Source organism: Polyangium mundeleinium (assembly GCF_028369105.1).
GTDB classification, from domain to species: Bacteria; Myxococcota_A; Polyangia; order Polyangiales; family Polyangiaceae; genus Polyangium; species Polyangium mundeleinium.
Genome location: NZ_JAQNDO010000001.1, coordinates 1,060,780 through 1,085,027, shown reverse-complemented (window position 1 = coordinate 1,085,027; position 24,248 = coordinate 1,060,780). Strand labels below are relative to the sequence as shown.

General features: G+C 65.3%; 20 protein-coding genes and 1 pseudogene. 10 read left to right on the top strand and 11 right to left on the bottom strand.

The features are described from left to right. Nucleotides 1-14: 14 nt before the first annotated feature. The 3 genes from mxcK to POL67_RS04565 form a co-directional block, all read right to left on the bottom strand. Nucleotides 15-1,238, bottom strand: a complete 1,224-nt coding sequence (gene mxcK / locus POL67_RS04575) for a myxochelin export MFS transporter MxcK (protein WP_271915808.1) — start codon at nt 1,236-1,238, stop codon at nt 15-17. A gap of 409 nt (nt 1,239-1,647) precedes the next feature. Beyond that, complete coding sequence (locus tag POL67_RS04570) at nt 1,648-2,541, bottom strand: metallophosphoesterase family protein (RefSeq protein ID WP_271915807.1); 894 nt, start codon at nt 2,539-2,541, stop codon at nt 1,648-1,650. 123 nt (nt 2,542-2,664) lie between these two features. Beyond that, entirely contained in the window at nt 2,665-3,594 is a 930-nt protein-coding gene (locus POL67_RS04565; RefSeq protein WP_271915806.1) for an SMI1/KNR4 family protein, read from the bottom strand. A 469-nt stretch (nt 3,595-4,063) separates the two neighbouring features. Here POL67_RS04565 and POL67_RS04560 point away from each other — a divergent pair, with 469 nt between their 5' ends. Beyond that, entirely contained in the window at nt 4,064-5,728 is a 1,665-nt protein-coding gene (locus tag POL67_RS04560; protein WP_271915805.1) for a S8 family serine peptidase, read from the top strand. Between the two features lie 72 nt (nt 5,729-5,800). Here POL67_RS04560 and POL67_RS04555 read toward each other — a convergent pair. After that, nucleotides 5,801-6,649: pseudogene (locus POL67_RS04555) on the bottom strand (oxidoreductase). A gap of 101 nt (nt 6,650-6,750) precedes the next feature. Here POL67_RS04555 and POL67_RS04550 point away from each other — a divergent pair. The 5 genes from POL67_RS04550 (at nt 6,751) to POL67_RS53460 (ending at nt 11,348) form a co-directional block, all read left to right on the top strand. Next, on the top strand, nt 6,751-7,713 hold the full coding sequence (locus POL67_RS04550) for a LysR substrate-binding domain-containing protein (protein WP_271915804.1): 963 nt from the start codon (nt 6,751-6,753) through the stop codon (nt 7,711-7,713). Between the two features lie 103 nt (nt 7,714-7,816). Continuing rightward, entirely contained in the window at nt 7,817-8,248 is a 432-nt protein-coding gene (locus POL67_RS04545) for a hypothetical protein (RefSeq protein ID WP_271915803.1), read from the top strand. A 57-nt stretch (nt 8,249-8,305) separates the two neighbouring features. Beyond that, on the top strand, nt 8,306-9,901 hold the full coding sequence (locus POL67_RS04540) for a hypothetical protein (RefSeq protein ID WP_271915802.1): 1,596 nt from the start codon (nt 8,306-8,308) through the stop codon (nt 9,899-9,901). After that, complete coding sequence (locus tag POL67_RS04535; protein ID WP_271915801.1) at nt 9,898-10,347, top strand: hypothetical protein; 450 nt, start codon at nt 9,898-9,900, stop codon at nt 10,345-10,347. Before POL67_RS04540 ends, POL67_RS04535 begins: the two co-directional genes overlap by 4 nt. 140 nt (nt 10,348-10,487) lie before the next feature. Next, nucleotides 10,488-11,348: a monooxygenase gene (locus POL67_RS53460; protein WP_271915800.1), complete on the top strand. Its 861-nt coding sequence runs from the start codon at nt 10,488-10,490 to the stop codon at nt 11,346-11,348. A gap of 69 nt (nt 11,349-11,417) precedes the next feature. Here the strand turns inward: POL67_RS53460 and POL67_RS04525 are convergent, their stop codons facing one another. From POL67_RS04525 to POL67_RS04515, 3 genes are all read right to left on the bottom strand, one after another. Further along, nucleotides 11,418-12,755 carry a thrombospondin type 3 repeat-containing protein gene (locus tag POL67_RS04525; protein ID WP_271915799.1) on the bottom strand — a complete coding sequence of 446 codons (1,338 nt, stop codon included), beginning with the start codon at nt 12,753-12,755 and terminating at the stop codon, nt 11,418-11,420. A gap of 460 nt (nt 12,756-13,215) precedes the next feature. Next, the gene (locus POL67_RS04520; RefSeq protein ID WP_271915798.1) at nt 13,216-14,208 is read right to left on the bottom strand and encodes an alpha/beta hydrolase family protein; all 993 of its coding nucleotides are present in this window, start codon (nt 14,206-14,208) and stop codon (nt 13,216-13,218) included. A gap of 4 nt (nt 14,209-14,212) precedes the next feature. Beyond that, nucleotides 14,213-15,100 (bottom strand): UbiA family prenyltransferase, encoded by an 888-nt coding sequence (locus POL67_RS04515; RefSeq protein ID WP_271915797.1) that lies wholly within the window; start codon nt 15,098-15,100, stop codon nt 14,213-14,215. Nucleotides 15,101-15,636: 536 nt separating this feature from the next. Here POL67_RS04515 and POL67_RS04510 point away from each other — a divergent pair. Beyond that, nucleotides 15,637-16,647, top strand: a complete 1,011-nt coding sequence (locus tag POL67_RS04510) for an IS701 family transposase (RefSeq protein ID WP_276076286.1) — start codon at nt 15,637-15,639, stop codon at nt 16,645-16,647. A gap of 347 nt (nt 16,648-16,994) precedes the next feature. On the opposite strand, the gene POL67_RS04505 is transcribed toward POL67_RS04510, so the two are convergent. Together POL67_RS04505 and POL67_RS04500 are read right to left on the bottom strand one after the other, a co-directional pair. Continuing rightward, nucleotides 16,995-17,510, bottom strand: coding sequence for a GNAT family N-acetyltransferase (locus tag POL67_RS04505; RefSeq protein WP_271915796.1), 516 nt, complete (start codon nt 17,508-17,510; stop codon nt 16,995-16,997). A 192-nt stretch (nt 17,511-17,702) separates the two neighbouring features. Beyond that, the gene (locus POL67_RS04500; RefSeq protein WP_271915795.1) at nt 17,703-17,957 is read right to left on the bottom strand and encodes a hypothetical protein; all 255 of its coding nucleotides are present in this window, start codon (nt 17,955-17,957) and stop codon (nt 17,703-17,705) included. Nucleotides 17,958-18,493: 536 nt separating this feature from the next. Here POL67_RS04500 and POL67_RS04495 point away from each other — a divergent pair. From POL67_RS04495 to POL67_RS04485, 3 genes are read left to right on the top strand one after another with little or no spacing between them, the layout of a single operon-like run. Further along, nucleotides 18,494-19,405, top strand: a complete 912-nt coding sequence (locus tag POL67_RS04495) for a polyprenyl synthetase family protein (RefSeq protein ID WP_271915794.1) — start codon at nt 18,494-18,496, stop codon at nt 19,403-19,405. Between the two features lie 24 nt (nt 19,406-19,429). After that, complete coding sequence (locus tag POL67_RS04490) at nt 19,430-20,332, top strand: UbiA family prenyltransferase (RefSeq protein WP_271915793.1); 903 nt, start codon at nt 19,430-19,432, stop codon at nt 20,330-20,332. A gap of 18 nt (nt 20,333-20,350) precedes the next feature. Continuing rightward, nucleotides 20,351-21,709: a cytochrome P450 gene (locus POL67_RS04485; RefSeq protein ID WP_271915792.1), complete on the top strand. Its 1,359-nt coding sequence runs from the start codon at nt 20,351-20,353 to the stop codon at nt 21,707-21,709. A 22-nt stretch (nt 21,710-21,731) separates the two neighbouring features. Here the strand turns inward: POL67_RS04485 and POL67_RS04480 are convergent, their stop codons facing one another. Next, nucleotides 21,732-22,871 (bottom strand): PAS domain-containing protein, encoded by a 1,140-nt coding sequence (locus POL67_RS04480; protein ID WP_271915791.1) that lies wholly within the window; start codon nt 22,869-22,871, stop codon nt 21,732-21,734. A 374-nt stretch (nt 22,872-23,245) separates the two neighbouring features. Beyond that, nucleotides 23,246-24,163 carry a helix-turn-helix domain-containing protein gene (locus POL67_RS04475; protein WP_271915790.1) on the bottom strand — a complete coding sequence of 306 codons (918 nt, stop codon included), beginning with the start codon at nt 24,161-24,163 and terminating at the stop codon, nt 23,246-23,248. Between the last annotated feature and the right edge of the window lie 85 nt (nt 24,164-24,248).

Sequence of the window (24,248 nt, the reverse complement as noted above, 5' to 3'; positions counted from 1 at the left end):
CGAAGGCTTCCGGATCAGGTGTGCGCGGCGCGCTGCGGAACGGGGCTGCGCCCGAGCACCCAGAGAATGCAGAGCGCGAGGAGCGAGACGCTCACCGCGAGAAAACCCATGTGGCCAAAGCCGACCAGCGCCCCGTCCGGCGTCGTCGTGAGAAAGAGACCGCTCGTCCACGCGGCGAGGCCGGAGGCGCCGTCGCTCGCCGCCATATTGACCGCGAGATAACGACCGCGCAGCGCGGGCGGGACCCGCGACGTGACGAGCGCGATCGTCGGAATGGCCCGTCCCGATACCAGCGTCATGAAAAGGACAAAGATGGCGGCCACGATGGCCTTTGGCGAGGGCGTCAGGTGCGTGAACAGAAGATAGGGACACAAAGTGGCGACGAGCAACGTGCCCAGCACCCGGGGCGGACCGTGACGGTCGGCGAGGTGGCCAATCCAGCGCGAGCTGAAGAGCGTGGCCGCGCCGCCGCATAGATACACCCAGGACAGGTCCGAGAGGCGGAGCCCTAGATTGCCGACCATGAACGTGCTCAGATATGGAATCAGCAAAAAGCCTGCAAAGACCACGCTGAACGTGAGCCCCCAGCCCAGCGCGAGCCCTGGCGCCGAGAGGGTCGGGGCGGCAGCGCTTGTGCCCTTTTCGCGCGCCGTGGCGAGGTGACGATCGACGCGGGGCAGGATTCGCCAGGCGAGGAGCCACAGGGCGCCGGCGAGCGCGCTGATGGCCCAAAAGGGCGCGCGCCAGCCCCATTGACTGGCGATCGAAAGCCCCAGCGGCACGCCGCCCACCGCCGAGAGGCCGTAGGACGACATCACGGTACCAATGGCGCGACCGCGGCGCTCGGCCGGCACACAATCGGCGAGAATGGCCATGACGACGGCGCTCAACAGGCCTGCGCAAGCGCCCGCCGCGGTCCTCGAAAAAAGCAACCACGTCGCGCTGGGTGCAACGCCGCACGAAATCGTGGCCGCGACGAACCCCACATAAAGAAGCAAAAATGCGTGCTTGCGATCCCACCGATCCAGCCAGAGCACGCCGAGAAGACCCATGATCGCCGAGGCCAGCGTATAGGCCGACACCATCGCCCCGAACCCCGCCGCCGAGATGCCGAAACGCTGGATGAGCTCCGGCCCGAGCGGCATCAGGATCATGAAATCGAGGGTGTGCGTGAACTGCACGGCAGCCAGCAGCCAAAGCAGATGTCGCTCATGCTTTGTTATGGAGGAATCAGCCACGAAAAGACTCCAGGAGGCGCCGGGGCGCGAGGCGACGCAGCGTGGGCGGGCCACGTGACCCTACGCCCAACCGCATACGACCTGCGATCTTGGTGAAAATGATAATGAGAACCATTATCAACTGTCAAGGCGGCGGCGTCGCTCGCGACGAGATTTCGGGCTTCGATGTAGAATTTTACGATGAAGATGGAACATTGGCAACAGAACCGTGTACTACGACACAGGATTCGGCACCGCCAAACGTCCTCGAGGCGTGCTGCACACGAGGCGCGGACTGCGCGCTCGTCTTGCGCGACGTGGAGTTCAGGGTGGAGACGGAGGCGGCGTGATGCCGCACATGGGGTTCGCGCCTACGAGAGCGGAGGCGCGCGAACCTCGGAACACGCTTCGAGGCAAGAGCGATCGTCGCTCAAAGGTATCGATAGGTGCTCTTCGTGTACTCTTTGAGCCAGGGAGCGTCCAAGAACGACATTCCGAGCGCGCGCTCCCCCTGCCATTGCAAGATACCGATACACCCAGGATTCAACCGGTGCGGGCGCCAGAAGCCCACCGCGTTCAAGTGGTAGCTCTTGGTGGTCGTGCAGAACGAGATGTCCTGGCCCGCTTCATGGTAGTGCCCGCAGAAGTGATACGCTGGCTGAAAATTCTGGATGAATTCCCGAACGGCTGGGGACCCGGCGCCCGCATACTTGGGGTGGATGGCGACCGCAGCGTCGAGCGGCGGCTCATGCGACAAAAATACGTCAAACCTCTCTTTCAAGGCGAAAAGCCGCTTGATGTCTTGCCTCGTGTAGCACTCCCCGCCGTCCAACCTGACCGGGTCGCCGTCTTCGTCCGCGATCCCTCCCAGGCCGGCGATCCGTAACGAATGCCCGTTCTTCTCGTACGTGAATGGCACACCGCTCTTGAGGTAATGTATTTTCTCGAAAGCATCCACGGGCACCGGCCCCTCCTCCGTGCCCTCCAGCCCGCACAGGTATGAAAAATCGTCGTGATTGCCACGAATGAAAATCATGTCCGCGTCGATCCTGCGGTGCTCCGACGCGTCGAGGCCCAAGATCTCCTCGGCCTCGGGCTCACCGTGAAAGTATGCGGTGAAGCCCAGCTCGTCCGGATCGCTCTCCGCGAAGCGCTTGGTGGCCTTGTCCAATCGATAGGGCGGTGGAAAGGCCCCGAAGTCTCCGACCTGCAAGATGAGATCGATCCGCTGCGCTTCCTCCGCCTGCCAGCGCTTCAACACTCGGTAGGCGAGCGTCAGGTGACCGTGCGTGTCGCCCAGGATCGCGATGTTGAGGTGATCCATCTCCATGTTGGTAGGGCAGATACGCACATCCTGTCAACGACCTTTGCCGATGCGCGGCCCTGAGCGAAAGCGCATTGCAATGGCTCACATCGACGCTGGTTCAACTCGACGAGGGCGAGGACGTCAGCTCGAAGCGGCGGTCCGGCTCCGCGCGAGGGCAATGTCGCGGATGGCGTCGTTGCCCATGCGAGCGCCGCCTTCTGCGACGATCTTCCACTCCGCCGCGGACAACGTGAGCCTGTTCAACATGGGGCGCAACGTGCCTGCGAGGAACGCCGGCGACGCGCCCGTGGCGAAGAGCAACGCGACGGCTTCGGCAAGCGCTGCCTGCGACGTCTGCTCCGCTCGCTCCAACACCTCCTGCGCCGCGTCTTCTCTGTTTCGCGAGACAGCTTCCTCCAGCAGCTCTTTCACCGACATCTTCGCCTTGCGCTGCCGTTCTTCCCGTTCGAATCGACTCCGCTCCTCGTGTCTGCGCTCTGCTTCTCGGTCGCGAAGCTCGAGATAGTAGTCGCCGAATCCTTCCTCCACGCGGTAGTCATCCGCGACGACGCGAGACGCGTACTCGGTCGCCCAGGCCACGAGCGAAGCCGCGTGCATGCGAAGGGGAGGCGAATCATCGTGGAGAATCTCGAATACGCGCCCGCTCACCGTGTTCACGACGAGCCCATCGGCGTCGCGGCCGGCAAAAGGGAGCCAAGCATCCGAAAAGAGCTCGTCCTGCGTGAGTCCCGATTCCGGCACGGTCCGAGGGTTTTCGCGCAGGAACGCGAGCGCGTACATGACGGAGTCCCTTCCGGAGAGCGCTCCTTCGATCGTGAGGAGGTCGAAAGCTTCGACGAAACCGTTCATCTCCTCGTGTTGTCCATCGTGGAGCGACCACAAAGCACGCAGCTCACACCCCAGCGAAAACCCGAGCTCCGCCTCGGCGTCCCTCAATCGTTCCGCGCTCGCGCCGGGCGCGAGGTTCTGGACCAAAAGCTCCGCGCCATGGTTCGCCATCCATGCCTTGACCCGCTCGAAAGCCTCGGCCAGCAACTCTTCCGGTGTCATGGGCCGATGCGTAGCAAAACCGCGCACGTGCAAGCAAGCCCGGCCGCCCTGGCACGTGCGCGCGCTCGCTGATGAGGTCCGAGCCACGCTCGCCGCGCTCCTCCTGGATGATTCCGCGCAGAACGTACGTACCTGCCGCTCGTGGCGGTTGCCATGACGAGCTCCACGTAACGCGCCGCCTCCGTCCTCCCACGCCCGCCATGGCTCCTCGGGGTTGCTGCCACTCCCTTGCGGGAAGTGCGGACCCTCGTCTGAATCGTCCCGCACGCGCTCGACCCATCGCTGGGGACGCGAGGCTGGGTACCCCGTAAAACACGACGACGGTCGCCACTCTCGGAAAATGGGATCTTTGCAACAGCCCCATTCGCGGAGCAAAGTCCCCGGCGCTGGGGGGCGGCTTCGGCGTGCGCGTCGTCGATCGTGAATCGATCGGGACGTCGGGCGCTCGTCCATCCGGGAAGGAACCCATATGATGCACAGGCTTGGACATCGATTCATTCTCGTGCTCGTTTCGTCGGGCCTCGCGGCCTGCGGCACCGGCACGGACGATCACGCGGAAGACGTCGGGACCGCCCCGGCCGCCCTCTCCCCGGATGGACGGTACATCCTCAAGTTCAAGGATTTTTCAAAGCGAGGCAATGTGCTCGCCGCGGCGGGTGGGAAGCTCGAGCTCGAGCTCCCCGAGCACGGCGTCATCGCCGCCAAGCTCCCCGACGCGGCCGTTCAAGCCCTCGCAAAGAACCCGAACATCGAGTACGTCGAGGTCGACCCGCGACGTGAGCTCCTCACGCAATGGCCGCCTTATGGCATCGGGATGGTGCAAGCGTCGGATCCGGCCTTGGCGGGCCTGGACGACGGTCGCACGAAGATCTGCATCATCGACTCCGGTCTTTATACCGGGCACCCCGATCTCCAGGGCGTACCCGTCTCGGGCTACAATGGAAACCTGCCCTGGAACGAGGACGGCTGCGGCCACGGCACACACGTCGCCGGCACGATCGCCGCGGTCAATAACACGCAGGGCGTCGTCGGCGTCGCGCCGGACAACGTATCGCTTTATATCGTGCGCGTCTTTGGCAACAATTGCTCGTGGGCGTACTCGTCGACGCTCATCAACGCGCTCGGCAGGTGTAGGGCGGCCGGGGCGAAGATCGTCAGCATGAGCCTCGGCGGCACCGTGAGAAGCTTCTTCGAAGACATCGCCTTCCAGGCCGCCTACAACGACGGTGTCCTCTCGATCGCGGCCGCGGGCAATGGGGGCAATACGTCGACGACTTATCCGGCCGGATATACTTCGGTCATGTCGGTGGCAGCCATCGACAGAAATAAGGCGCTCGCCGGCTTCTCGCAACGCAATGCCGACGTCGAGATCGCCGCGCCGGGCGTGGAGGTGCTCTCGACCGTTCCATGGGCGACACCGAGCGTCGCGGTAGGCTCGAACGTCGATTCGGGCGGGCTCATCGAAGGCGCGGCGCAAAAGACCGTCAAGGGCGCGCTCGTCCATGGCGGCCTGTGCGACAACGTCGGCGCTTGGGAGGGCAAGATCGTGCTTTGCCAGCGCGGCGTGACAGGCCTCGCGGCCAAGGTCGACAACGTGCGGAGCGGAGGCGGCGTCGGCGCGATCATCTACAACAACGCCGCTGGCTTCTTCTCGGGCACGCTCGGCGCGGGCGTCACGAGCACGATCCCGGCCATCAGCCTGCGGATGGAGGATGGCCAGGCCCTCGTCGCGAATTCGATGGGCGCAAGCGCCACGCTGAACACGGCGCGGCTCGTGCCGGGCGGGGGTTACGAGTGGTGGAACGGCACGTCGATGGCGACGCCGCACGTGTCGGCCGTCGCGGCGCTGATCTGGAGCCAGAAGCCGACGGCGACGAACGCCGCGATCCGCAATGCGATCAACGCGACGGCACTGGACCTCGGCACGGCGGGCCGCGATTCGTCGTTTGGATATGGCCTCGTGCAGGCGAAGGCCGCGCTCAACGCCCTCATGGGCATCAGCAATGTCGCTGGAAGCGGCAGCGTCGATGAAGACGGCAGCGTCGACATCTGCAGGGCCGCCGGCGAGAGCTGCTCGGACGACGCGGCGTGCTGCTCGGGCACCTGCCAGAATGGCAAGCAAGTCTGCAAATGAAGGATCATCGCCGCGCGGTTTGCCGTAGCCAACGTGGGAGGCTCTCGGCCCCCAGGCGCCACGGCATTCGACTCAGCGCGGGAAGTCGGTCGAAATCGCGACGGCGCGCCACGCGTCGAGCTCCTTCGACACGAGGGCGTTCTTCGCCTCGATGGCCGCGACGGTGTCACTGCCGAGCGGCAGCCGAAGCGGGGGATTGTCCGCGCGGGAGAGCTCGATCACCACGCGCGCGAGACGCGCCGGATCGCCCGGCTGCTGAAGGCTCACCGATTTGGCGACCGCACGAACCTTGCCCGCCGTATCGGCGTAATCGGCGATGACGTTATTCGTTTCGACCACCGACTTCGCCTCCAGGAACTCCGTCCGGAAGTATCCCGGCTCCAGGATCGTAACGGCGATGCCGAGAGGCGCGAGCTCGGCGTGCAATGCCTCCGAGATCCCTTCGACGGCGAACTTGGTGGAGCAATAGACGCCGAAGCCGGCGCCGGACCGGTAGCCGCCGACCGAGGACAGATTGAGGATGTGCCCCGATCACTGCTTCCTGAGCAGCGGGAGCACGGCGCGGGTGACCGCGAGGAGCCCGAAGACGTTCGTCTCGTAGAGCCGCCGCACATCCTCCGCGGACGTCTCCTCGACCGCGCCGATCACGCCGTAGCCCGCGTTGTTCACGAGCACGTCGATCCTACCGAAGCGCGCGAGCGCCGCCTCGACAGCGGCCGCGACCGAGCTCTCGTTCGTCACGTCGAGCGCGACGGGCAGCAGGCCCTCCGCGTTCCCGAAGCGCTCGGCGATATGCCTCGGATCGCGCGCGGTCGCGACGACGTAGTCCCCCGCTGCCAGCGCGGCGCTCGTGATCTCCGCGCCGATCCCTCGCGACGCCCCCGTGATGAACCAGACCCGCTTCGTTTGCTTCGTCTCCATGATGAGCTCCTTTCGACGAGGATGAAGCTAGCTCCGATCGATCGTGAAGAAAATCAGGCCAACGGTTGATGGGTCTTGAAGTTCTGGTTCATAATCCGCCCATGGACGGCACATTCGACGGGCTCCCTGCGTTTCTCGCGGTGGCAAACCACAAGAGTTTCACGGCGGCCGCCGCCGGCATGGGGGTGTCGCCGACGGCGATGAGCCAGAAGATCAAGCTGCTCGAACAACGCCTCGGCGTCGTGCTTTTCCAGCGCACGACGAGGCGTGTCTCGCTGACCGAGGCGGGGGCGAACCTCTTCGCGCGCCTGAAGCCCGCGCTCACGGAAGTCGAGGACGCGCTCGCCGCGCTCGGCGACTACCGTGGTCGCCCCTCGGGGCGGCTGCGCATCACCGCGCCGCGCACGAGCGGAGCTTGGCTGCTCCCGCCGCTCGTCACGCGAATGGGCGAGCAATACCCGGAGCTCTCCGTCGAGATCTGCCTCGATGACGCCTTCATCGACCTCGTGGCATCCGGCTTCGACGCGGGAATCCGGCTCGGGGACGCGATCGAGAAGGACATGGTGCGCGTACCCATGACGAAGCAGTCCGCGTGGTCGATCGTCGGCGCGCCGAGCTACCTCGCGCGGGCGGGGCGGCCGCGCAAACCCGAAGAACTGCTCCGCCATCACGCCATCCGCCAGCGCATGATCACGACCGGCGTCGTCTATCGGTGGGAGCTCGAACGGCAGGGCAAGCCGATGACGATCGACGTTCCCGGCACCGTCGTCGTCAATGACATCGGCCTCATGGTCGCGCTGGCGCTCGAGGGCGCGGGGCTCGCGTACGTGCCCGACGAGGCGATCGCCGACGCCGTCGCCGAGGGCCGGCTCGAGCGCGTGCTCGAACCCTTTGTGACTCCCGGTCCGGGGTTCTGCCTCTACTTTCCCGCGCGCATGCAGGAGCAGCCCAAGCTGAAGGCCCTCGTCGAAACCGTGAAACGCATGCGCGATGACCTCCTTGCCGGTGTACGGGGCGCGACTCCCAAAACAAAAACCACGAGCGGCGCGTCGCGGAGCAAGTAGTCGCCCCGGACGCTCCGCCTCCGCGGACCCGGGCTTCTGGGCAAATTGTCGCCGCTTCTGTCCTTGCTCCGACCCGCCTTCGTATGCGATAGAAAGGTTCGTCATGGCGAGCAGCACCAGCAAAGGGAAGCTCGCGGAAGGCGAGGTCTTCCGGTCGAGCCAGTTCGTGCTCATGCGAGAAGCCGGCGGGAAGCTCGTGCGAATCCGCCGGACCGACGTCCCCCTCGACGATGGGGCCATGTCCGACGTCCTCGCATTTTTCGACCGGTTCTTCCCGCCGCTCATGCGCGCCCAATTCGTCCTGCTGTTCGACTCGCGGGACGCGCCCATGGTCATCGATCGCGACATGGAGCGGCGCATCCACGAGGCTGGCGCGCGGCTCCTTTCGGGGTTCGCCCGTGCGGCCGTCCTCGTCGCGAGCGCCACGGGCAAGCTCCAGGCCGCGCGGATGACGCGCGAGAGGAGCCGGGCGCCCGTGTTCGTCGACGAGACCGAGGCGATCGCGTACCTGCTTTCGGAGCTTTCATTCGATTGAAGCCGCTTGAGCCCGCCGTCGAGACGCGGTAAGCAGGATGAACGCGGTGGGGCTCCCATGACGAAGCGAATGCGCAAGGTCGTGACCGTTGCCACGTTGTCCGCCGCGCTCGGGGGCTGCAACGCGCGCGCGCTCGGGCTCGGACCCGAGCCGCAGACCTGGCAGCCGAGCATCGCAATGTCCGGGCTCGGAAGTGGCCGTGTCGTCGTCGAGAAGCTGCCGGACGGTTGCGGGGTCGAGTGTCTCGATCACTGGGGCAAAGGGATCGCGCTTCGCTTGACGCCGGTTCCCGACGAGCGCTCGACGTTCGTGGGCTGGGCCGGCGCGTGCTCCGGCACGGGCATCTGCGAGCTCATGCCGGATCGATTCTGGATGAAGGCAACGGCTCGTTTTGCCGACCGCTCGTCGGTATGGTCGACCGTCGTCGCATCGCGGGTCAACTCGAGCGGAGCCTGGAGCCTCGCCGTGACGGGCGACGGCGACGCGCTCGTCGGCGGTGCGGACACCGACTTTCTGTCACGCTTCGACGCCCGTGGCACCCGCGTCTTTCGCCTCGACGCCCGCGGCGCATCCGCCCGTGCTGTTGCATTCGATCCTGAAGGCAATACAATCGCGGTGGGTATCGCGCGGCGCCCCAAGGGCGACGGCGCGGAGGTCGCATGGCTCGGCCAGGTGGGCGAAGGGTCGAGCGCCTTCATCGCCAAGATCACGAGCAATGGGCGCGTGTTGTGGTCGCGCACGTTTCCGGCCTCGTTCTTCGCCTCGCTCGACGCGGTCGTCGTCGATCCGTCCGGCGATGCTTACGTCGCCGGTGGCTTTCAGGGGCGGATGACGATCGAGGATCTCACCTTCGATGATCCAAACGGCAGCGGCAGCGGCCTCATTGCACGTTTCCGACCGGACGGTTCGCTCGTGTGGGCGCGCGCATGTGTAGACACCGGCGTGCGCATGGCCGGCATTGCCCTGACGCCCACGGGCGACGTCGTCGCGTCCACGGGGAGGCTCGTGTGGGAGCGGCGTCCCGTGGGCGCCTCCGTCGTCGCTATCTCGACGCAAGGCGAAGACCGCTGGAGCTGGCATAGCGGGCCCGCCGAGCTCGACCTCGATGCGATCACCCCCTTGGCCGGAGGTGACGTCGTGGTCGGGGGCCAAATTCGAGGGCCGGTACACTTGGCAGGACGTGATTGGCCGCCGCTCGGGCGATCTGGGGAGGACGCCATCGTGGTGCGGCTCGCGCCCCCCGGCGTCGAGCGATGGGCGCAGCGCTTTGGTGGGCCGGGACGTGATCGCGTGACGCATCTCGGCGGTGATAGGCGCGGCGGGTTGATTGCGACCGGGGCGTTCACCGGCCCCATGCGCTTCGGCGATCACGTGCTCGAAAGCGAAGCTTATCACGTGGAGCAGCCCGGGGGCAGTACGCCGCCAGCGGATGGGTTTGTCGTGGGCATTGGTCCCGAGGGCGAACAGCGCTGGGCGGATCGTTTCGGCCACGCGGGGGACGACACCGTGTGGGCGGCGAGCGTGGACGCGCGCGGCACGCTCCGATTGCTGCTGGAACACCTGGACGCGCGCGAGCAGGTGCATGAGATGGGAAAGACAACCTGGAGCGATCACGAATATGCGCTCCTTGCGCGTGTCTACCCTTTCCGATGATCGACAGCATCCAGGCGGGCCCCGAGACGGCTGCGCTCGACGCCACCATGCTCGACAACGTCCCTCCCGGGGACCGATGGGCGTGCGCGTGGCCCCCGGATCGTCGTGAGGTCGAGGTCCTGATCGACGGCGACGAGGACGCCCCGTACGAACGCCTCGTGGACATCGCCCGGCTGATTTTGCCGAAGCTCGGCGACTTCGAGCGCGTGGCCGACGCGTACATTCGCAAGTTCATCAAGCCCGAGGAGCACGGCTTCACGGGCCGCTGGTCCGTTCAGTCGCTCGTCGTCGCCGTCCCCCGTCACCGGCGTCCCGGTCATTCCGAGATCGAGCTGGGCCTCGCGATCGGCGGTGACGACTACGGGACCTGGGCGGTGCGCTTCCTCTACGATCCCGCGCCCCACACGTCATTTCGGCCGCACTTCTTCTCGCGGCGACAGGGGTGAGGCGAGGACGAGCGGCACGCTGCGCCTGCATTGACGCATCGCGCAGCCTCGCATTCTGCAACCTGCGTCCGCGGTGGGCGAGTATACTGGCCTTTATGAGGACACGACGACGCAGAGTTCGGCTCGCAAGAGGTTCGCTGGTGCTCGCGTGCGCAGCGCTCATCGGCTGTGGTTCCGAGGTGGTCGAGCAGCCCCATCCACAGGCCACGACCTCGGGGACCAGCACGGAGGGGTGGACGACGCTCATCGACACGAGCTGGGAGATCGGCGGGGGCAGCGAGAGTTATTGGTGCGCGACCAAGACCTTCCACGAGGATCTCTACATCAACGCCTTTCGCCCCCTCGGTTCGACGGGGACGCATCACACGCTGCTCTTGTGGTCCAAGGGCAATCAGCCCGACAGCGAGACCGTCTGCGGGCCGACGCTCGACGAGAGCTTGCTTTTTGCGTCGGGCGTCGGCACGGACGACCTCGTTTTTCCTGAAGGGGTCGCGCTCAAGATCCCGGCAGGGACACAGCTCCTCTTGAACCTGCACCTCTTCAACACGACCACGGCTCCCCTCCCCGGCATTTCGGGCACGCTCGTCAAGACCCTCGCTCCCTCCGAGGTCAAGCAGGAGGCCGAGATGATCATGCCCGGCGCAAACGGAATCTCCGTGCCCCCGAACAGCCCAGGCTCCGTGCAAGGCGACTGCACGTTCCCCGGAGACGCGACCCTCATGAGCGTATGGCCCCACATGCACAAGTACGGCACCCATATGCGGGTGACGCACCAGATGAACACGGGCGAGGTCCCCCTGCACGACGCGTCCTTCAGCTTCACGGAGCAGAAAAACTATCCGATCACGCCGGTCCCGGTTCTCGCGGGAGAGCGTATCCACTTCGAGTGCTCGTACATGAACACGACATCGAAGACGATCGGCTTTGGCATCAGTTCCGACGACGAGATGTGCTTCCTCGGCCTCTACCGATATCCAAAGCTCGCCTCCGCCTGCCAGTAGGGACAGCGCGCCGGGCTCTCGACGTCCGGGGTCGGGGCTCGACGTTCGGCGTGCTTGAAGGGGCGTGTGTCAGGGCTGATAGGGCTGCGTGTCGAACGCGCCGCCGTAATATAACCCGACCTTCCGGTTCGATTCGGTCCCCGCGAGCCCACAATTGCCGACCGTGCCGTACACCTCCCCGGTGAAGTCGGTGTATGCGCAAAAATTATCGGCGACGTTGTGCAGGCGAATCGGGAAGTTCACGTCGAACCCGCCCTGCTCGTAGGCTTCGAGCTTCCACCGCTGCTCGTCGCTGTTGTTGCACGGAGCCGTGACCACGGTCCACGGGCCGGCCAGAATGCCGGATTGGGCCAGGCATTCTCCGCTCGAAATATTCCGGAACCCGAAGGCGTCGCCGTCGGGGAACATCTCCCATTGCTGCTTGGGATCCGACGGCTCGCACGTGCTCGTGGACTCGACCTTTCCGTCGCCGAGGATCATGCACCGGTTCCCAACCTTGAAGCGAATGACGACAAAGTCGGACTGGCTGTCGCAGACGTCTCCGACGCCGTCCTTGTCGATGTCGGATTGGTCGGTGTTCGGGTGCTCGGGGCAGTTGTCCTCGGAGTCGGGGATGGCATCCGCGTCGCCGTCGGCCCCCTGGCAGGAGCCCATGACCGCGACCGGGCAGATGTCGCCGTGGCAGCTCCATTGCGGGAAATCGTAGGCGATCTTCGCGCCCGCCGGCGCGCACTCTTTCCCGTCCAGCGAATCGGCCGTGCAGGCGGCGTCGAAGCTGCCGCCGCTGCGCTTCTTGTCGCCGAGCACGATGCGCGACGTGACGCTGCCCGTGAAATCGCCGGACACCGTGACGGTCCCTCCCTCGTTGCCATTGCCGCTGAAGTCGGTATCCTGAATCAACGTGCCCGTGACCACGAGGTTGAACTTCCGCGGGACCGTCATCCCGCCCTCCTCGACGTCGATCGTGACGGCGTGAGCGCAGGCGTCAAAGGTGAACTTGCTGATGGCCCGGAAGCCGCTCAGGCTCACGTCCCAGGCGACTTGCCCGGAATCGCACTGCTCCAACCAATCCCCCGTCCCCGAAGGATTCTCGCATCCGTTCAGCTTGCATTTCGTTTCATCTTGCCAGAGCGCGAATGCGCGCGCGAGCTCTTGATTCGACCATGGCACCACCGGATCGCAGCTCTCTTTACAAGCCTCGCTCTCGACCTTGTAGTTGGCCTCGTCCGTGCCTTTCGACCACGCGATGCGGATCAGGTTGAATCCGCACTTGGGCACCGCAATCTGACGACTCGCATCGAGCCGGTTCGTGCAATTGCCGCCGTTCCACTCGGGTACCGTGCCATCGGTGGTGAAACAGATCACGGGCTCGTCATCGAGGTTGATCACCTTGACGAGAGAGTTCACCTCCGGGAGGGTGGTGGCGCTGGGAGGGTCGAAGTGCGGCACGGCGGTCTCGAGACCACTGGTGCCGCAGCCCACGGCAGCAAATGTGAGGAATACAGGAGCAAACCAAGGACGCATGGCCCCAGCATATCGCCGATCGAGGGCAGGCACTTTGGAAAATTGTTAAATCTTGTAGAGCTCGCCTGTCTGCTGCACTGCGTCGTCCATCACGAGCGCATTTTCTGCGCACAGGGCGTGCATCTCTGGATTTTCGCTTTCGCGGCCAGGGTCCCGCCAGACGCGCCGACGCTGTGCCCGAGGATCGTCGCCACGGAATCGGGGCGAGCGAGCGCCGCGGTACCCGGTCCGCGAGCGCTTCGGCAATGGAAACTGGAAACTCCGCCAGGCTTGGTGACCACGACATCGAAGGCCGCGACCATTTCATCCATATTGTGGATAAAAACGGAGGATCATAGCCTCCTCAGGCAACGACCCCCGGCGCGAGGCGCGAGAAGGCATCACACACGGCACGGACCATGGCGCTGCGCTGGGTGAGCGCAACGCTGACATGGCCCCCGGGTAGGTGCCGCACCTCGGCGCCCTGCCAATGCTCCGCGAGGCGCTGGGTGGAGCTCGGGGGGACGAAGCCGTCCTCCTGGGCGGCAAGGAGAATGGCGCTACGGAGAGCGGGAGGCGGAGGGAGCGCCGTGATCGATGCCGGTGCGAGGACGTCACAAAGATGCCTGCGAATGGCAGGAGAAGCACCTCCCTCCGAACCCAGGGCTCTCCAGTCGGCCATATCGGAGAGCACCCCCTCCTCGAAAATGGGAGCTATGGCGTGCGCGGCGGCGACGGGGATGACGGCGAGGGGCTCCGAATACAGCGCAGCCGTGTAGGCGGCGAGGCTGCCCCCCATGCTGAAGCCCGAAATCCCGAGGTGATCGTGGCCGCGCGCGCGCAACCATTGCAGGAGGGCGAGGGACTCGACAGCGGCCGCACGAAACATGAGCAACAGATCGATGACCGTGCGCACCGCCACGCTCCGTTGCCCCGGAGGGCGACGCGCACCGTAATAAGGGTTTTCGAGGAGCAGCGCGCCGATCCCGTGCAGCGCGAGGCCTTCGGCCAGCGAGCGACGCCGGCCAAACCCTTCGTCTCCCGAGGCGGCGAGGAGCAGGCACACGGGTGGACGCGCGCCGGCCCCGGCAGGCAACACGAGCTGAAAACGTGCAGCATGACAAGCGGGAGGCATGAACTCACTCGCAGCGGGGCTCTTGAAGCGCCCCTCCTGCACGAGGAGTTGTCCCTCGCGCACGGCCCGCCCGATCACGAGATCGTGGAGATCGGCAGGTGTCCGAGGCGGCTCGAGCAACGCGTCGCGCTCGGAGAGCGGCCCCCACCCGTCGGAAAAATATCGCGGAGATCGCGACAAGACGATCCGACCAAAGAGCGCATCAAGCCAATGAATCTGCATGGATTCAGGGTACCGTGGAGGTGGCGCGGCATATCACGAGGAGCAAAAGGCCCGCGAGCGTCGCGAGCCATTGCGCCTGATCGGTCACCATTCGTTTCTTGAGACCCGACGGGAGCAGCACGAAGACCAGACAAAGCGCAGCCACAGCGAGCCCGACGATCAGCCTTTGCGTGCCCGAGAGGTTCAGGAGGACGAGCGACGCCACGCCCACCGAGGGCCAGACGAAGAGGTGCGGCAGCATGGGCTCGATGCGCCGGACGTCGAGCACCGAGGCGGTATTTCGGATGCCCGTCTTTCGATCGACCTCGAAGTCGCGAATTTCGTTCCACAGGTCGCCCGCCATGGAGATCGTGCAGATGAAGACAGCGCCCAGCGCGGCCGAACGAGGGAGATCGGGGGCGCGGGCGTACGTGACGCTGAGAAATTGGAGGGTGCCCAGGAAGAGGCCATGGGAAATGAGGTCGATGAAGGGCATGGCCTTGAGCCGGATTCGCTTGTACGAATACAAGAATCCGAGGGCCACGTTCACGGTTCCCAGGAGGACCACGCGCCCCCCGAAAGGCCAAAGGAGCGCGAGGCCGGCGAACGCAGAGAGCCAGCTCAGCACGAGCGCCTGGCCCTGCGTGAGCAAACGAGCGCAGATGGGGTTGCGAACGACCTTCTGCGCATCTTTGCTGTCGTCCTCTGCGTCCTCGACATCGTTGATAGCAAAGGCGAAGATCGTCAGCAAGAGATTGGCCGTGAAGAGAAGAACGATGTCCGCTGCCGAGAGCCGAGGGTTGAAAAGTGTCCCGAGCGCGACGAGGGCAATGGTGTTGCCGTAAAATTCCTCGACGCGGCTCAGGCGAAGCGTGCCCAGGAAAGGCCTGGTGCGTGTTGCGAGCTGGTTCATAGAGAATGCGCCTGGAGCCCAGACGGGGAGTAAGCGCTTGAATGTAGTTCTGTCAAGCGCCTTCGTGACGGACCACGCAAGCCAACCTCCGCGGGCACGCGTGGTCTCTACGCCTCCTTCGAGATGGGAAGCGTTTGGGGGACGAGCTCCTCGCCGGTCGTCGCTAGCACTACTCTGCCATCCTGACCGACCCTGCCCGCGACCTGACGCGTGCCGAGCTTGATCTACGGCCCTTCGTGGTCTGCCGTGGCGAAAAATTTGGCCCAGCGTCTTCCCTTGCGCTGGTTTGCCCGCGTGACCGCCGTCAAACCCACATTCGAGAGTGACGAACTTCCTGAGGAACACTGGGAGCGCGAGTTCGAGCACTGGTTTGCACCGTTCCTGCACGAGTTCGGCTACCCGTCCCAGCAGAAGTGGGGGCCGGTCTACCTACGTGGGCTGCTCGGGCCAGGCGACCGCAAGAGCATCGAGCCGATGGCCGCGCGAGTTTGCCCAGGTGAGACGCAGCAGCTTCACCCCTTCATCTCGACCTCTCGCTGGGACACGGCCGGGCACGAGCGCGTGCTCCTCGAGAAGGCTGGAGCGCTCGTCGGCGGCAAGAACGCCCACCTCATCATTACTACACCGCAATTCCAAAGAAGGGAATGCACTCGGTCGGCGTCGCGCATCAGTACTGCGGGCAACTCGGCAAGAACGCCAACTGCCAGGCTCTCGTCTCCATCACGCTTGCGCGTGACGAGGTGCCCGTCCCGGTCGCGCTCCGGCTTTACCTCCCGAAGCAATGGGCGCGCGATCCAGAGCGACGGCGACGCGCGAAGGTACCCGAGGACGTGGTATTCCGGACGAAGTGGCAGATCGCGCTCGCCGAGATCGAGCGCATCATGCGCAGCGGCATCGAGTTCGGCGATGTCTTGGCGGACGCGGGGTACGGCGCGTGCGCCGCGTTCCGGCGTGGGCTTTCGGAGTTGAAGCTGAAGTGGGCAGTGGGCGTGAATCCGAACCAGCTCGTCTATCCGAAGTCCGTTCGTGTGGCCGCGCCCGAGCGAACACGACCAGGCGGGCGTCCGCCACAGCGTGGGAAGGTGTCGGCTGCTCCGAGGAAGGCGCAGGAGGTATTCTCGACGCGCGCAAAGAACGGCTTCAAGGAGGTACAATGGCGTGACGGGACGAAAGGCCCGCTCTCCGCGTCGTTTGCCGCCATCCGCGTGCGTGTGGCTGATGGGCCGAAGGTCATCGGACACAATCGTGGGCCAGGCGAAGAAGCCTGGCTCGTCTGCGAAAAGCGCGCGAACGGCGTGCGGAAGTATTACCTTTCGAACTACCCGCCCGACACCGAACTCGGAACGCTCGCCTCGGTGATCAAGGCGCGCTGGGCTTGCGAGCAAGCACATCAGCAGATGAAAGAGGAGCTCGGACTCGACCATGTCGAGTGCCGCTCCTGGCACGCGCTGCATCATCACGCGCTCCTGACGATGATGGCCTTCGCCTTCCTTCAGCACCTACGCAACGCCGAAAAAAAAGCTTGGGCGCAGCGGCCCACCGCCTGAACCGTCGCTACCGGAGATCCGGCGGCGACTGATTCAAAGGCTCGCTGCGCCCATGAGATGCGCGCGGTGCGGAGCGACGGTGCGGGCGCTCGTGCCGATATGAAGGTGTGGTTGGTGGTGGCAGAGTAGTGCTAGGCCGGCGCCCTCCGCCGCGCCGCCGATTTCGGGTCGAGGTTGGCGTCGAGGCGCTCTTGAATCTTGGCGTCGGTCATGCGCCGCAGCGTGGATCCTTCGACATCGTGTCCCGCATCCTATCCAAGCTTGACCGCGCGAGCAACGGGAGCGGCGCATTCGAGCTTGTCAGACACCGTGCGAACGCTGGCGGAAGGAGCAGTACACGCGTCTCGTCAGGGTGGCGACGGAACCCATTCGTAGAGAACCGTGTTCGAATCCTCCGCCTCCATCGCGGAGCGCGTAAATCCGAACTTTATCAGGAGGCCGATCGAGGCGGCGTTCGCGGGCGAAACGAGCGCGATCACCTTGCGAAGCGCGAGCACTTCGGCCGCGATCCGAAGCACCGCCGATCCCGATTCGAAGGCGTACCCGCCGCCGCGAAACTCCGGCAAAAAGGCGTAGCCGATATCGACATCCGCGTATTCCTCGCGCTTCAGCAACCCCGACATGCCCATCAGCTCACCCGTCGCCGTGAGGGCGACGCCCCATAGCCCGTGCCCGTTGCGTTCATAGCTGGCAATCGGCCCGTTGCGGAGGTACGCCTCGGCGTCCTCGAGCGTCCGCACGCCGCGATCGCCGATGTACCGTAGAAAATCCGGGTCATTGACCAGGCGGAGAATGAACGGCGCGTCGGCCGGCGTCAGTTTACGTATCGTGAGCCGTTCGGTCGTTACGAGCGCGCCGTTCATGATGCCGCCTCTTATGAACGTTTCGTGCGATCAGAGCAAGCGAGAAGCGCGAAAGCGTTACTTTTGGCGGCAAACCCCGCAGGGATGGCTCTCGCCGACGCCTTATCGATGACTTGCGGTGCCGGCAGCATTGCGCGAAAACTCCTCGGCACAACGCGCGGCGGTGGCTGAGTAGCTGCGTGCGGTGCGAGTTCACCGCTGCGACACGACGAACCTCTGCCACGTCTCCTCGTCGTAAAGACCATCCGCCCACTCCAACAGGGACCGCTCGAGCGAATGCAGGTCATCACCGAACAGGGCCGAATCCTCCAGATTGAGGAGCCATCGGCCGGCCGGGTGGTTCACATCGAAGATCACGAGCGGATCGTCGGGCAGCCCGTAGATGTAGGCCCCGAGCACGTCGGGGCGCGACCCGTCGCCTCGACGCTCGCAGATGCGCCGCACCACGGCTCCCAGGATTCCTCCCACCAGGGCAGCGCAGGGCGCGCATCCTCGACATAGCGGCGTGTTCGGATGAAGTCATCGTAGTTCATGGGAACCCACGGATATTCAGCGCTACGACGGACGAGAACCGGAAAGCTCACTGGACCACGATGCCGCGACCGGGGGTATGATGGTCCCGTACTCCTGCAGACACGGAGCAAGTTTTCGACGGTTGACGACTGACTTAGTTATGTCAGGACACACTCTGTACGTCTGTTGCATGTAGTGGCGCTCGCGTGAGCTACTCACGCGGGTATGCCGGAAGGAGCCCGGAACGAACCAAGCTCGTAGGGGGGGCTTGCGGGGTCGTCGGGTCCGCTGCCGAGTCATGAGGTTTGTGTCGTCTGCGGATGTTTCGCGGACGAATCGATAACATCCATCATCCGTGGGGAGCATCGCGCGGCTCGGTGTCTCCGGCATGTGCCGGAGCGCCCGCGCGAGACCGTCGACGCGCGATCCGGCACGCGCGAACGGTATCGCTCTGCCCGCAGGAGGCCGCAATGACAATGAATGTCGAACCCAACCGTTCGTTCGATCTGAGGGCTTACCTGAGCATCCGTCGAGCGAGGATCGATGCGACGCTGGAGAGCTATCTGGCCATCGAAGAGCCTCGCGCGCTCTACGAGGCCATGCGTTATTCCTTGCTCGCCGGCGGAAAGCGGCTGCGACCCATCCTGTGCCTCGCGGCCTGCGAGCTCGCGGGCCCTCGGGCCGAAATCGCGCTGCCCACCGCTTGCGCCATCGAGATGATCCACACGATGTCGCTGATCCACGACGATCTGCCGGCGATGGACGACGGCGATTACAGGCGCGGCCGCCTCACGAACCACAAAATGCACGGAGAAGCGCTCGCTATCCTCGCTGGCGACAGCCTTCTCGCCCATTCGTTCGAGCTCATCGCCCGCCGCACCGTCGGCGTTCCGGCCCAACGGACGCTCGCGGTCATCGCCGAGCTCGGCCGCGCCGCGGGCCCGAGGGGGCTCGCCGGCGGCCAGGTGGAGGATCTCGCGCACGAAGGCAAATACGGCGTCGGTGTGGAGGCGCTCGAGGACATTCATACCCGCAAGACGGGAGCGCTCCTCGAAGCGTCCGTGCTCTCCGGGGCGATCCTCGGCGGCGCAGATGCGCTCACCACGGCGCGCCTCCGCCGTTATGCGCAGAGGCTGGGGCTCGCCTTCCAGATCGTCGACGATATCCTCGACCTCACGTCCACCTGCGAGGCGGTCGGCAAGAGCGTCGGAAAAGACGCATCCGCTCGAAAAGCGACGTATCCGAGCGTGCTGGGGCTCGCGGAGTCCCACCGCCACGTGGAGGTTTTGATCGAGCACGCCATGAGCGACCTCGCCTGCTTCGGCGACCGCGCGACGCCGCTCGTGGCCCTCGCCGCGTCGCTCGCCCAGAGCCTTGGATGAAGCCGGCAACCACGGAGGTTCGACATGAACGTCTTCCCTTCCAACCTGCGGGCCGCGCGCGCCACGCCAAACGTCATCGTGCGCGAGCTGTCGCTCTTCTGGTCGTTCGTCGCGGGCGACCTGTCTTCCGCGGTCGCCCCGGCGTTCCTGTTCACGCTGGCGGCGTGGAAGACGTCGGGCGCGGAGCCGGCGCGGCTGCCGGGCGTGATCACGCGCAGCTTGCTTTACTTCTGCCTCTATCTTTACGCGTTTTGTCTCGCCAACCAGGCCACGGGACTCGAAGAGGATCGGCGCAACAAGCCACATCGGCCACTGGTGACGGGCCTCGTGTCGGTGCGCGGCGCGTGGTTGCGCTGGGCCGTCGTGATGGCGCTGTTCACCCTGATGGGCGCGTGGCTCGGGGTCATCGAGTATGCGCTCGGCTGGCAGCTCATCATCCTCGTGCACAACGTCGTGCTCGGCGCGCGCAACTGGGTCGTCAAGAACCTTTGCATGTCGCTCGGGATCCTCGTTCAGCTCGCCGCGGCGTGGCAAATGGTCACGCCTCTCTCGCCGCTCGCGTGGCGGTGGATCCTCTTGCCCGCGGCCGTGATTTTCCCCCTGGTCTCCGTGCAGGACCTGCGCGACATGAATGGGGATCGCGCGGCCGGTCGGCTGACGTTCCCGCTCGTCTTCGGCGAGCGCGCGACCCGAATCCTGCTCGCCGTGTGTTTCGGGCTCCTGCCGCTCGCCGTTCATGTCGCGCTCCTGCAGCCCGCGGGCGCGCGAGGAGCGGTATGGGCCGCGGACGCCGCCCTCGGGGCCGTGGCGCTCGCCATTGGCCTCCGCGTGGCTTTCTTCCGCACGCCGAGGGAGGATCACATCACCTATCTGCTCTTCACAGGCTGGTATTGCCTGCTCCTGATCACCGCCGTCGTCGTCCTCTGAAGGAATCGAGGTACACCCATGAAAACTGCATCTCCGCCTGGACCCCAAGGGCTGCCTCTCCTGGGCAGCTTGCTCGACCTGCGTAAAGACAAGCTCGGGTTCCTGACGAGCCTCGCCAAGACCTACGGTGACTTCGTCCATTTTCGTGTCGGGCCTCGCAACGCGTATCTCGTGAGCCGGCCCGATTGTGTCCACGAGGTCCTCGTCGAGCATCCGAAAAGGATGCCGAAGGAATGGATTCACCAGCGGATCGTGGCGCCGTTCTTCGGCAACGGCGTCGTGACCTCGAACGGCGCGGTCCATGACCGGCAGCGCCGGCTGGCGCAGCCTGCCTTCCAGCCGCGGCGCCTCGACAATTATTGTCGGGTCTTCGTGGAGCAGGCGCTCGAGGGGATCCGCGGGTGGCGCTCGGGCAGCGAATACGAGATCGACAACGAGATGCTGCGGATCACGATCCAGAATGTCTCCTTGACCCTGTTCAGCGCGGACGCGACCGACATCGTCCCCCGCGCCGCGACGGCGATGACCGACATCCTCGGGCTCCTCGGCAGGGAATACGACATCGCGTTCCCAATCCCCATGTGGGTCCCGAGCGAGTACAACCGCCGCAAGCGAGCGGCCATCCGTGAGCTCAACGATATCGTGATGAAATTCGTGGAGGACTGGCGCAAGACCGGGCAGGACAAGGGCGACCTCCTGTCCATGTTGATGCTCGCCCACGGCGAGCGCGGCGGCGTGACGCACGACGACCTACGCGACAACATGATCGCGATGTTCTCCGCGGGTCACGAGACCACGGCGTTCACGCTGGTATGGGCGTGGATCATGCTTGCGCGACATCCCGAGGTGGAAGCCGCGCTATGGGAGGAGCTCGACCGCGTGCTCGGCGGGCGCCCCCCGACGGCCGAGGATTACCCGCAGCTCGCCTATACGACGATGATCATCAAAGAGACGTTGCGCATCTACCCGACGGGCTGGCTTTTGTTCCCACGAGAAACGACCGAGGACATCGTCCTCGGAGGGTATCCGATCCCAAAGGGAAGCATGCTCTACGTCGCGCCCTACGTGATCCATCGGAACCCGACGTATTTCGCTGATCCCGAACGCTTCGATCCCGAGCGCTTCCGGGCGGGGGCCGATAAGCAGCTCCCCCGTGGGGCTTACATTCCTTTCGGCCTCGGGCCGCGGGTATGCATGGGTCAGCACTTCGCCACGATGGAAGCCGTGCTCACCCTGGCGACCGTGGCGCAGCGTTATCGCGTGTCGATCCTCGCCAAACAACCGCTCGTGCCCAGCGGAAGCCTCGCGCTGCGGCCGCCCCGAGGCGTGAAAGTGCGGGTCGACGCACGGCAACCGACGGCCGCGGCCGCGGCGTAACCGCGGGGCGGGCGGAGTTCTGCTACCTCCGCCCCTCCGCCCGCATGCGGCGCATGCAAAGCGCGAGCGCGTCGCGCAGACTCGAAAGCGTGAGGACGCTGGACATGTCGATGCCCATGCTGACCATGGTCTGCGCGACGTTCGGTCGGATGCCGGAGATGATCCCCTCGGCCCCGAGCAGGCGGACGGCCCCGATGATCGAGAACAGATGGCCGGCCGTGGCCGTATCGATGACGTCCACGCCCGTCAGATCGAGAATGGCGAACCGCGCGGACAAGCGGCTGACGGCGCCGAGCACGTCATCCATGACCCGCGCGGCGCGGCGGCTGTCGACGACGCCCACCATGGGCAGCGTGAGCACGTGGTCCCATACCTGGATGATGGGGGTCTCCAGGTTTCGGATCACCTCTTGCTGACGCTCGATGAGCGCGAGCTTCGCTTCAAGCTCGGCCTTGGCTTGCTGCAACTCGGTGACGTTGAGCGACATGCCCACGGTCCCGGTCACGTTCCCGTCCGCGTCCTGCACGGGGATGACGCGGTTGTCCCAGTACTGGCCGTTGTCGGTGCTGACGTGCCGGGATATCGTGCCTTCGAGGGCCTTCTTCAATCCCGTGGTGGCTTCTGGCGGGTAAAGCGCGAAGGAATTCTTGCCGATGAGGTACTCGGGCTTGATGCTGGAGAACTCCAGGCCTTTGCCGTCGGCATAGGTGCACACGGCTTCTTTATCGGTGGCCCATACCATGATCGGGAGATTGTCGAGGACGACGCGCAGCACCTGCTCGCGGCGGCGCACGGACGACTGCTCCACTTCGGCCTCCCCGTCCTTGGGCCGCAGCGACACGTGGACGCGGTCGCCGGAGGACGCGCGGCGCGCGTGGAGGACGAAGGCCCGAGCCTTCGCGCCCTTGCCGCCGAGGAGAACGGCGAATGCGGACGGCTTGCTGCTCGCGACGATCGCCGCCCACTCCGAGAGGAAGTGCCCGAAATCCCCTGGATGCACCCGCTCGGAGAGCAACGTCTCCGGCCCGACGTCGCCTCCGAGCGCGCTTGCGGCCGCCTCGTTGACGTGAAGGCAATGCCCTTCGCGGCTGGCGACGATCTGCGCGTCGGGATGCTCACGGAAGAACTCCTGCAATCGTTCCACGTCGTCGATGGTCTGCATGCTTCACCGAGAAAGCCTGACGACCACATCCCACCACACTTCACGATCTGCTGCTAGAACGAAAGCTCACCCGCCCGTGGCCACGCACGAGGCGTGAGGGAAGGTGCGAAGCATCTCACCGCCGTGAGGGGCTCACGAAACGGAGGGCCGTTCGGAGTGTCTCTTTACGTGACCTCACGATATTGGGTCGGACAGGTTCACGGTCCAATGTGGGCATCCATGGGACCAGACGTCTCGTTTCCAACGACCTTGGTAAGGTCGAAATCTCTTGCACCGCGAGCCCATATGTGCATCGGCCTACAGGAAACGTGGTCCCTGGCCGTGAACCTCGTAATGAATGGCTCGCAGACGACGTGACAAGTTCGCTCCTCCCTTCAATGTTCGAGGAACCTCGCGATCGCTGAGCCGAGCCAGCGCCCGTCCTCGTAGGCGGGCGATAGCGGCTCGCCGGTCATCACGGAGACGAGCTCCCAGTAGCGCAGCGCGCGTGGATCCTGCGTCCTTCGCATCTGATCCTCGAATGCAGCGTCGAGGTCCTTGCCGCTCGCCTTCGCGGCTTCGCGGACGAACCGCTCCGCGATCACGAGAGCCTCGGCGGAATCGGGCTCCACGCCCCGTGCCCGCGCCTCACGCGTGGCGGCGACGGCCTCGCTCTGCGCGTGGAGGAGGGCCGCTTGGTCGACCTCCTCGCTCCACGTGACGGCCGCCATCACGCGCATGTTCGCGATGAACGTCGGATCCGCGAGGATCTCCGCGAGCTCGATCCACGCTTCGAGCTGCGCGGGCGTGGGATCGTCCGGCAGCTTCGGGGCGCTCGCTTCGATCATCCCTCGCATCCACTCGGCGTCGATGGGCACGCTGTCGGCGACCTGGTCGTAAAAGCGGGAAATGACTGCTTTGCGTTCTTCATTGGATAGTCGAGTCACGGTCCACAACCTCCTCAAGTCCTTTTCGCTGGGCTCTCCCCGAAGGGCGGCGCGCAACGCAGCGGCGATACGCGAAAGCGAGGCCGCGTGGGCTTCGACCGCCGCGAGGCGCAGGCGGAGCGCGTCCTCGAGCGACAGGTTCCTGGCGAGCACTTTGCGGATCGTCGCGAGGTCGACCCCCGCTTCCCGGAGCGTCCGCACGAGCTCGACACGAACCACCTGCTCCTGGTCGTAAAGCCGGTAATTGGCGCGGGATCGCCGCGCCGGCGGCAGAAGCCCTTCATCCGAGTAGAATCGAAGCGTCTTGACGGGAATCCCCGTCCGCCGCGCCAGTTCCCCGATGGTGAGCGCCTCCCTCTTCGGCATGGCGGCCACTCTGAGGTCTCCACCTGCTGGAGAGTCAAGCAGGAAACACGTTCACGGGATCCACGAGACGAGACACGAGTGGTGC